The organism is Pantoea sp. Cy-640 (assembly GCF_011752635.1).
GTDB classification, from domain to species: Bacteria; Pseudomonadota; Gammaproteobacteria; order Enterobacterales; family Enterobacteriaceae; genus Pantoea; species Pantoea dispersa.
Map to the genome: position 1 here is coordinate 223,708 of NZ_VWXB01000007.1, position 10,032 is coordinate 233,739.

4 protein-coding genes are annotated in these 10,032 nt (G+C 57.6%); 1 reads left to right on the forward strand and 3 read right to left on the reverse strand.

What is annotated here, in order from left to right:
* Positions 1-184: 184 nt before the first annotated feature.
* The 3 genes from F3J36_RS18055 to F3J36_RS18065 form a co-directional block, all read right to left on the reverse strand.
* A complete protein-coding gene (locus tag F3J36_RS18055) occupies positions 185-1,990 on the reverse strand; it encodes an Ig-like domain-containing protein (protein WP_166720187.1) in 1,806 nt (601 codons plus the stop codon).
* 12 nt (positions 1,991-2,002) lie between these two features.
* Positions 2,003-5,407: an Ig-like domain-containing protein gene (locus F3J36_RS18060; protein ID WP_166720188.1), complete on the reverse strand. Its 3,405-nt coding sequence runs from the start codon at positions 5,405-5,407 to the stop codon at positions 2,003-2,005.
* Between the two features lie 194 nt (positions 5,408-5,601).
* Entirely contained in the window at positions 5,602-7,446 is a 1,845-nt protein-coding gene (locus F3J36_RS18065; protein ID WP_211073186.1) for an Ig-like domain-containing protein, read from the reverse strand.
* 401 nt (positions 7,447-7,847) lie between these two features.
* Here F3J36_RS18065 and F3J36_RS18070 point away from each other — a divergent pair, with 401 nt between their 5' ends.
* Complete coding sequence (locus F3J36_RS18070) at positions 7,848-9,170, forward strand: MFS transporter (protein ID WP_021509584.1); 1,323 nt, start codon at positions 7,848-7,850, stop codon at positions 9,168-9,170.
* Positions 9,171-10,032: the final 862 nt, after the last annotated feature.

Here is a 10,032-nt window from a genome sequence, read left to right on the forward strand (position 1 = left end):
TTCCTGTGTTGGTCGTCGGTTTATTGCAGCGAGGGCCGCCGCGCCTTGTTATAGAGCGCGTATTTTGTAATAGATGACGTAACACGCCGTATGAGACATGTCCCGAAGGGAGAAAAGTCCGAGCAGAGAAAAAGCAGGTGAAAAAGGCAGGATAATGCCGTGCTGCGCGCACGGCATCGGAGGATTACACCAGTTCGATTTTCACGCCGTCCTGCACCAGCAACTCGGCGTCGCCGTGGCTGAACACGTGGTACTGGCTGCCGGCGATGGTCACGGTGCCGGTTTGCTGCGTCCAGCCGCTGACCGCTTCGCCTTCCGGCAGGATGTCGCTGAGCTGTACGGTGTCGCCGGCCTGGCCGCTGACGCGCAGCTGGGTTTTGCCGTCGTCAATGAACAGGCTCTGCTGACCGGCTTCCACCACGTCGCTGAGCGTCAGGCCGAGCGGCGCGAGCGCGTTGATTTCCACCTCGCCCGGCGGCGTGGCGTCCACGACGATGCTGTACGCCGGCAGGCCAGCGTCGTAAGCACCGTAGCTCACACTGAGGTTGTGCGAGTCGTCGCTGAGCTCTGGCGTGATAAAGCGCCAGTTGCCGTCTGCGCCGACCTGCACGCTGCCGATCAGCGTGCTGCCGTCGTAGACGTTGAGCACGCTATTAGCCTCAGCGACGCCGCTCAGCTCCGGCTGGCGGTCGTTAGTGATGCCGCCGTTGCTGACTTCGCCGATGTACAGCGCCACGTCGTCGTACACGCTGAGGATCTCCGGTGTGTGCTGGCCGCCCGGTATCAGGGTGAGCTCAAAGGTGTCGCTCCACTGGCTGTCGCCCTGTGCCTGCGCGGCAAACGACCAGACGCCGTACTCCAGCGCCGGCGGCGTGAAGCTCCAGTTGCTGTCCGCGCCCACCGTCACCACTGCGGAATGGGTGAACTCGCCAGCAATGCCGTAGCGCACCACCACGGTGCTGTTGGCTTCACCGCGCCCGCTAAGGGTTGGCGTGGTGTCATCGGTGAGCGCGCCGCTCAGCAGCGTGCCGGTGACCGGGCCGAAATCATCGGTGGCGTGGGTCAGCGTGGCATGCAGCGCGTCGCTGCCGGCGAAGGCGATGTCGAGCCCGAAGCTGTCACTCCAGCTGCCTTCCTGACCGGCGCGGAACTCCCAGCTGCCGGCCTCCAGCTCAGCCGGTGGTGTCCAGCTCCAGCGGGTGCCGTCCATCTGTGCCGCGCCGCCGTCAACCCATTCGCCGTTGGCGTTGCGGTACTGCACGAAAACCGTGCTGCCCGCCGGGGCGCTGCCGTGCAGCTGCGGCGTGGCATCGTCGGTAAGCGCGCCGCTCAGCAGCGAGCCGGTGACCGGGCCAGCGTCATCCACCGCGTGGGAAATCACCGTGGCGGCAGAACCGTCGCGGCCAATCAGCAGCTCAAACGGCGCAGACGGTTCACCCTCGCGCAGCTTGCCGTTAAAGGTTTCGACCGCCACCAGCGTCAGCTGATGGGTGCCGTCGCTCAGGTCGGCGTCCGGCTCCAGCGTCCAGATACCGGTGGTGGCGTCGGCCTGCGCGCTGCCGATCACCGTATCGCCCTCTTTGAGGTACACCACGGTGCCCTTTTCGGCGACGCCGGTCAGGGTAGGGCGACGGTCGTCGGTCATGCGTCCGGCGTCGAAGCTGCCGGTGATGTCGCCCTGGTCATCGTACATATTGAGCAGGCGCGGTGCGTCCGGCGCCGTGTAGTCGACCACCAGAATGAACTGGGTGGGATTACCGATGTTGCCGGCCGCGTCAATCATGCGCACCGAGACGATGTGCTCGCCCGGCGTCCAGTCGCTGGACGGTGTCCAGCGCCAGAGGCCCTCAGCGTCGACCTTGACGGTGTACGGCGGCTGGCCGTCAATAGCGATTTCTGCGAAGCCGTTGCGCGCCTGCGCTGCAGTACCGCCGTAGCCGCGGCGCGGGTCGTCGGTGTAGCGGTAGGATGCATTAAGAATCTGGTTCATGATGGCTCTCCCTTACACCAGCTCGGTTTTCACGCCGTCCTGCACCAGCAGCTCGGCGTCGCCGTTGCTCCAGACGTGATACTGGGTGCCGGCAATGGTGACGGTGCCGGCCTGCTCAGCCCAGCCGTTTTGCTCGCTGCCCTCCGGCAGGATGTCTTCGAGGCGCACGGTGTCGCCCTGGTTGCCGTTGACGATAATTTGCTTAGTGGCATCGTCAATCGCCAGGTTCTCACTGCCGTGTTTGAGCACATCCTGCAGGCTGAGCGTCAGCGCGTTATTACCGGCGTTATCCATCTGGACCACGCTGGTTTTGCTGCCATCCTCCACCTGTTCGGCAAAAATCACCGTCTGATCTTCGCTGTTGACCAGCAGCTGGTAGAGTTGATTATCAGCGTCGAAAACCTGGATCGGATCATAGAGATCGTTTTCGTCAAACAGATACAGTTTACCGCCGTTGGTATTAACCTCCGGATCGACATATTCGCCCCATTTGATGTCGTCTATGTAAAAGCCTACATCACTGTCGCTCGTTGTGGTTTCCTGGCCCAGTACCAAATCGATATGACCGATTTTTTTACCCGGCGGTGCGATGAACTGATAGGTGTTGGGAGGTGTCACTGTTCTTGAATCCACGGTTGCAATCATTTCACGGTAGAGAATTTCACCCGTGGTTGAATAGACAATGATTTCATGCTGATTGGCAGTTTGAACAGAGCTTAGCGCAAACTCGACCTTTTCCGTGCTGCCAAAGTCATAGGTGTAAGTTGAATTGTCGCCTAATAAGAATGAACGATGTTGACCATTACCAGTAAAAACTCTGGCTTGATCTAAATTTGAGACTGTATCTGGATGTGCTTTTCCGGAGAATTTCACACCACCAGGTAAAACGTTAACTCGCGTCATATCGAATTTGAAGTCAACAGCATATTGATCGAATGACTCCAGTCCGGAATCGACGTTTACTCCCCATTTTATGTTGTCAATACTGTAGCCTGGATCAGCAGACCTATTTTCATCACCGTTTGTGATTATAATTTGTGAGATAAGCTTTCCTTTTGGTGCTTCAAAATGAAAGTGCTTATTGGTTGCTATTGTTGAGAGGTAGTCATCAAACAAAATCTCTCCCGTTGGTGAGATGATCTTATATTTATGTCCTGAAATATTGTCTACTTCACTGAAATCAAATGAAACCTTATCTGTTTCGCCAAATTTCATTTCATAGGTAGCATTATCAGCTAAGAAAATTGAGTTAGTAATAGTTCCATATTGTGAAATTGAAGCGTAACCACCGGAAATGGTTTTAAATAATAGTCCGCTTGGGAATCGGACATAATCCTGGCCAGCACTGTATTTGGTGTCTTTAACCACTGTGTTGAGGTTTTCATAACCATGAGTCGCTGTCGAAATGCTGTCATCAGAATATCGTTTGGTAATAATGTTATCAACTGAAAAAGTAGTCGTTGAGCTTTTTAAATGCATTTCAACATAAGATATTTCTGTATTTCCTGAATAATATCTCAATACTTCTCTTGCTTGATTTTGTATGTCGTTGGCATAAACACGGCCAATTTCTTTGCCATTGCCATCATGGAGGGTAATATATGATTCTGCTCCTTCCCAGTCTATTGCAGTTAATTCAAAGTAGTTAATTCCTTCAGATAATACTATTTTTTGTACAGTTTCGGTGTTGACTGTAGAGTTAACTATAACGAGGCTTTTACCATATATTTCATGGTCCTGAACGCTGGTCGTCACTTTGTCCTGATTATTAAATTTAAAATTAAGGTCACCATAAATGAAATCTTTGGTCATGTCCCCTGGTATTATTCTTTCAAAATCATAAGCCTTGGTAATTATTTCCTGCTCAACGATTTTCAGTGTGTAATCCGTACTGTAGCTGTTGCCATTAGTGGTTTTCGCCCTGAAATCCCAGTTACCATATTCCAGCTCGTCTTTTGGCGTAAACGACCAGCGGCCATTCGCATCCGCAATCGTTGACCCGCTGTGCCAGGTTTTGCCATCACGTGAGTATTCGACCTGAACAACCGCATTCGCCTCGGCACTGCCGCGCAATTCTGGCTGGGTATCATTGGTGAGCCCGCCCGATTTAACCTCACCGGTGATTTTGCCCACATCATCCCAGGCCATTGAGATCTCTGGTGCTACGCTGCCCTGTGCCACAATCTGCAGCCCAAACGGCTTACCCTTTACATCACGTGTTGCTGACGTCCCCGCCTGGAACTCATACGTTCCCGGCGCAAAACGATCGGACTCATATTCCCAGCGGCCATCAGCGCCAGCAGTGACGCTGTCCAGCAGATCCCATTCGCCTAATACGTTGCGATAGTGGATATACACCAGGCTGTTGGATTCGGCGCGGCCGTGCAGGTTTGGCGTGCGGTCATCAGTGATGGCGCCGTTGCCGAGCATGCCGGTATACGGGCCGAAGTCATCGTAAGCGTGGGTGATTTCCGTTTTCGCTGCCGGTGCGAGATCGATATCCAGCTTGAATTCGTCGGTCCAGCCGCTGCCGGCGTTGGCACGGAACTCCCAGTTACCGGCCGCCAGCGCCGGGTCTGGCGTCCAGCTCCAGTTGTTGCCATTCATCACCGCGTTGCCGCCGTCGATCCATTCGCCTTTATCGTTACGGTACTGAATACGCACCACGCTGCCTTCCGGTGCGCTGCCGCGCAGTTCTGGCGTGGTGTCATCGGTAATACCGCCGCTTTTCAGTGAGCCGTTCAGGCTGCCGGCATTGTCGATAGCCTCAATGATTTTGGCCACGCCGCCCGGATCGCCCGGCACGTCGCCGTCTTTACCAATGATGATGCTGAATTCATCCGACGGCTTACCTTCGCGCAGTTTATCCGCAAAAGTTTCCGCCGCTACCAGCGTCAGATTGTGGCGGCCATCCGCCAGATCCACCGTCGGCTCCAGCGTCCACAGGCCGGTTTTTTCGTCGGCTTTGGCGCTGCCGATAACGGTGTTGCCCTCTTTCAGATACACCACGGTGCCTTTCTCGGCGATGCCGGTCAGGGTCGGGCGGCGGTCGTCGGTCATTTTACCGGCGTCAAAGCTGCCGGTGATGGCGCCCTGATCGTCATACAGGTTAAGCAGGGTCGGTGCGACCGGCGGCGTGGTGTCGATGACCAGCGTGCACAGCGTCGGCGTACTGACGTTGCCGGCGGTGTCGATGGTCATAAAGGAGATGCTGTATTCGCCATCGGCCAGTGCTTCCGGTGGCGTCCATTTCCAGCTGCCGTTGCTCGCATCGATGTCGACAAAGAATTTCCTGTCGCCGAGGGTAATCATTATCTGGCCGCCTTTGCCCGCTTCTGACTTGATTTCACCGAGAAAGGTTGGGGTGTTGGTGTCGCGCTCGAGGTACTTAACCTCTTTGAAATCAAAAAATTCCATGGAAATTATTCCTGTGTTTTACGTTGGGTCCATTGCAGCGAGGGCCGCCGCGCCTTGTTATAAAGCGCGCATTTTGTAATAGAGGACGTAAAACGCTGTATGAGACCTGTCCCGAAGAGAGAAAAGTCCGAGTTGGTGGAAAACCGGGGAAAGAGGGCAGGATGATGCCGTGCTGCACGCACGGCATCTGGGGGTTATACCAGTTGCAATTGCACGCCGTCCTGCACCAGCAGTTCGGCGTCGCCGTGGCTCCAGACGTGATATTGCGTACCGGCGATGGTCAGCGTGCCGGTCTGCTGCGTCCAGCCGTCGACTGCTTCACCTGCCGGCAGAATATCCTGCAGCTGCACGCTGTCGCCCGGCTTGCCGTTCACCAGCAGCTGGGTGCTGTCATCCTCAATGAACAGGCCTTTGCCGCCTTCGCTCAGCAGCTGGTGCAGCGTCAGCGCATCCGGCTGGGCTTCATCCTGCGCCTGCTGGTCAAACGCGGCGTCCGGGCTGACGTCGAGCACGAATTTGCTGCTCCAGTTGCTCTTCATCTCGCCGGTTGAGGCGCGCGCCTGATATTCCCACACGCCAGGCTGATGCAGATACGGCGAGGTGAAGCTCCATTTGCCGTCGGCATCGACCAGCACGCTGCCGGCATGGCGCAGACCTTCGCCCTGCACGCCATACTCGATCTCAATCACCTGGCCCGGCGTGCCGCTGCCGTGCAGTGTGGGCGTAGTGTCATCGGTGGAGTCGTGCTGATAAACCGGCCCCTGCAGCGGGCCCGCGTTGTCCCAGGCGTAGTCGATGGTCGGTTCCAGCGGCGCGCCGGGGATCACCAGCAGCTCGAACTTATCGCTCCACGCGCTGGCTTTGCCATCGGCCACGCCGCGCGAGCGGAAACCCCATTCGCCAAAGTAGGTCAGTTCGAAGCCGGCGAACTGCCAGTTGCCCTGCGCATCGACTATCACGCTGCCCGCGCTGTGCCAGCCGCTGTTACTCAGGTTGTACTCAATTTCAACGATGCTGCCCGGCGCACCGCGACCTTCCAGCACCGGCGTTTTATCGTCAGTGGTGCCGCGATGGTACACCTGGCCGGTATGGGCACCGGTATCGTCACGCGCACAGTCGATAGCCGGACGCAGATTTTCCAGCGCCGACATATTAAGGTTGAAATCCGGGCGGTAGTCGTCTTTGCTGTTCTCGTAGGAGGCATAGAAAGTGTAGATGCCGTCACCGCTGATCATCGCGCGTGACTGAATCACCCAGTCGCCGTTGGCATCAGTTTTAACGCTGCCTTTATAGCCGATGCCGCCGTGATCGTTCTGTGCGAACAGATAAACGATGCTGTTCGGCTCCGCGCGGCCCACGATCAGCGGCGAGAAGTCGTCGGTGGTGGAACCGCTGGAGAGCTGGCCCTGCACGGTGCCGACATCGTCAATGGCGTAGCTGATGGTTGGCGGCACCGGTCCGCTCTCAACCACGGTGACGTCGAAGTGGTCAGAAGGTTCGCTGACGCGGCCAAACTCGTCGGTGGCGGTGACGGTTAGCTGATGCCCGCCCGCGCCCAGCAGCGGTTCCAGCGACCATTCGCCGCTTTTACTGGCCACGGTGCTGCCAATCAGCCTGCCGTGATCGTACAGCCGCACCGTGCTGCCCGGCAGCGCATAGCCCTGCACTTTGGGCGTGGTGTCATCAATAGTGTGTCCGCGCCCGACCGGGCCGGTTTCACTGCCGACGTCGTCAAACAGCGCGGTGATCGCCGGTTTGTCCGGCACCGAGAGCGCGACGTCAACAGAGAACGGATGCGGTTCACCGCTGTCGCCGATGCGCGCCACCATGTCGTGGCTGCCTTCGCTCAGCGAGAACGGCGGCTGAAATGACCAGCTGCCGTCGGCGGCAATCGGCGTGCTGTAGCGGTGATCGTTGATAATGAATTCAATGACTTCACCGGCCTGCGCCGGCAGGCTGCCGCTCAGCAGCGGATAAGGTGTGCCCACTCGCAAGGTATTAATGGATGAAAAGGGGTCAAAGCTGAGAGGTGTTAGCATAAGTATTCTCCACCAAAATCAACAACGGCGTGATTACCGTTGCCTGCCCAGCATAACGGGGGTGGGGATAGCGCCATGTACCAGAATCGTCTCGTTTCTAAGACTGATCTTAATAAGTTATGCTAATGAAAAAGGCATTAAAAAGAGCAGGATAAGGCTCAGGATATTGCTTTCTGAGGCCTGATAGTGCTGAGTTTATGCCATTGGTAAGGTCGATAGCCTGTCCCGCGCCAGCCAGCGCAAAAGCCCAGAATAATTAACTTTCCTCATAAGCTGATCGGACCGGCTGTGTTAACCGTTTGTTACCTTTGTTTGTACTTTTGTAAAGTGCAATGGTGAACAGGATCACATCTATTCACGCGCCGGCAGGCTAAAACAGGAGAAAAACCAGGAAGGACGATATGAGCTCAAGTCACGCTTTACAAAAGTCATCGCAGGGCGGTGCCAAAACCATCTTTAGCGTTACCAGCGGTAACTTTCTTGAGATGTACGATTTTATGGTGTTTGGCTACTACGCCACCGCCATTGCAAAAACCTTTTTCCCGGGCGACGATCCGTTCGCCTCGCTGATGCTGACGCTGATGACCTTTGGCGCCGGCTTCCTGATGCGTCCGCTCGGGGCGATTATACTGGGGGCCTACATTGACCATCACGGCCGGCGCAAAGGGCTGCTGCTGACGCTCGGCCTGATGGCGCTCGGTACGCTGACCATTGCACTGGTGCCAGGCTACGCCACGCTGGGCGCGGCGGCACCGATTCTGATTCTGCTGGGCCGCCTCCTGCAGGGCTTCTCGGCGGGCGTGGAGCTGGGCGGCGTTTCGGTTTATCTGTCTGAGGTGGCTCCTAAAGGCCGCAAAGGCTTTTACGTCAGCTGGCAGTCGGGCAGCCAGCAGGTAGCGGTAATCTTTGCCGCGCTGCTTGGGCTGGGGCTTAATCATCTGCTGGCGAAGGACGCGGTGACTGAATGGGGCTGGCGTATTCCGTTTGTGGTCGGCTGTCTGATTGTGCCGTTCCTGTTCTGGATTCGCCGCATGCTGGAAGAGACCGAAGCCTTCAGCCAGCGTAAATCGCACCCGTCGATGGGCCAGATTGTGCGTTCAGTGGGGCAGAACTGGGCGCTGGTGCTGGCCGGCATGCTGATGGTGGTCACCACCACGGTGATGTTTTACATGATTACGGCGTTCACCCCGACCTTTGGTAAAACCGTGCTGATGATGAGTGACAAACAGAGCTTCCTCGTGACGCTGTTTGTCGGCATCTCCAACCTGTTCTGGCTGCCGGTGATGGGCGCGCTGTCGGACCGCGTCGGGCGGCGGCCACTGCTGATTACCTTTACCGTGTTGATGATCCTGACGACCTGGCCGGTGTTGCACGGGCTGGTGGGATCGCCGACCTTCGCGCACCTGGTGGAAGCGGAGTTGTGGTTATCGTTCCTGTACGCCAGCTACAACGGCGCGATGGTGGTGTATCTGGCGGAGATCATGCCGGCTGAAGTGCGTGCTTCGGGCTTTTCGCTGGCCTACAGCCTGGCGACCGCGCTGTTCGGCGGTTTTACGCCGGCGATTTCGAGCTATCTGATTCATGCTACTGGCGATAAAGCGATGCCGGGCGTCTGGCTGTCGTTTGCTGCGGTGTGCGGCCTGGTGGGTACGCTGCTGATTGGCCGCATGGTGAAACAGTATCAGGCGCGGCACAGCGCAACGGTAGTGGGCGCGTCGCTGTAGTTTGTGTGGGTGCCGCTGGACTCACCCTGACTTTCTCTCACTGGCCCTCACCCTAACCCTCTCCCGCATGCGGGAGAGGGAACCGTTCAGTGCGGTTTCGCAGACCTGCACTTCACCTCAACACTCGCTTGGTTGGCTCCTTCTCCCGCAGCCCCTCACCCTGACCCTCTCCCGCACGCGGGAGAGGGAACCGCTCAGTGCGGTTATGCAAACCTGCATTTCACCTCAACACTCGCTCGATCGGCCTCTTCTCCCGCTGGCGGGAGAAGGCGGGGGATGAGGGTGCCAGCCAGCTCCCGCCTGCGCGCTGGCCCTCACCCTGACCCTCTCCCGCAAGCTGGAGAGGGAACCGCTCGGTGCGGGTTTGCAGACCTGTGCTTCACCTCAACATCCGCGCGATCGGCCCCTTCTCCCGCTGGCGGGAGAAGGCGGGGGATGAGGGGGCCAGACAGCTCCCGCCTGCGCGCTGGCCTTCACCCTGACCCTCTCCCGCACGCGGGAGAGGGAACCGTTCGGTGCGGTTTTGCAGACCTGCACTTCACCTCAACGCCCGCCCGAACGGCCCCCTCTCCCGCACGCGGGATAGGGAACCGTTCGGTGCGGTTTCACAGACCTGCGCTTCACCTCAACGCCCGCGCGATCGGCCCCTTCTCCCGCGTGCGGGAGAAGGCGGGGGATGAGGGTGCCAGCCAGCTCCTGTTCTGCACGCTGGCCCTCACCCTGACCCTCTCCCGCTGTACAGTCCGGGGACATCGTGAACACTTGTTCGGGGACATGGTAGACACCTACAACTAAGGCATAAGAACCCGTTTATGGAGTCGCTTATGCCCTGGGATGCGAGAGATACCATGTCATTACGTAC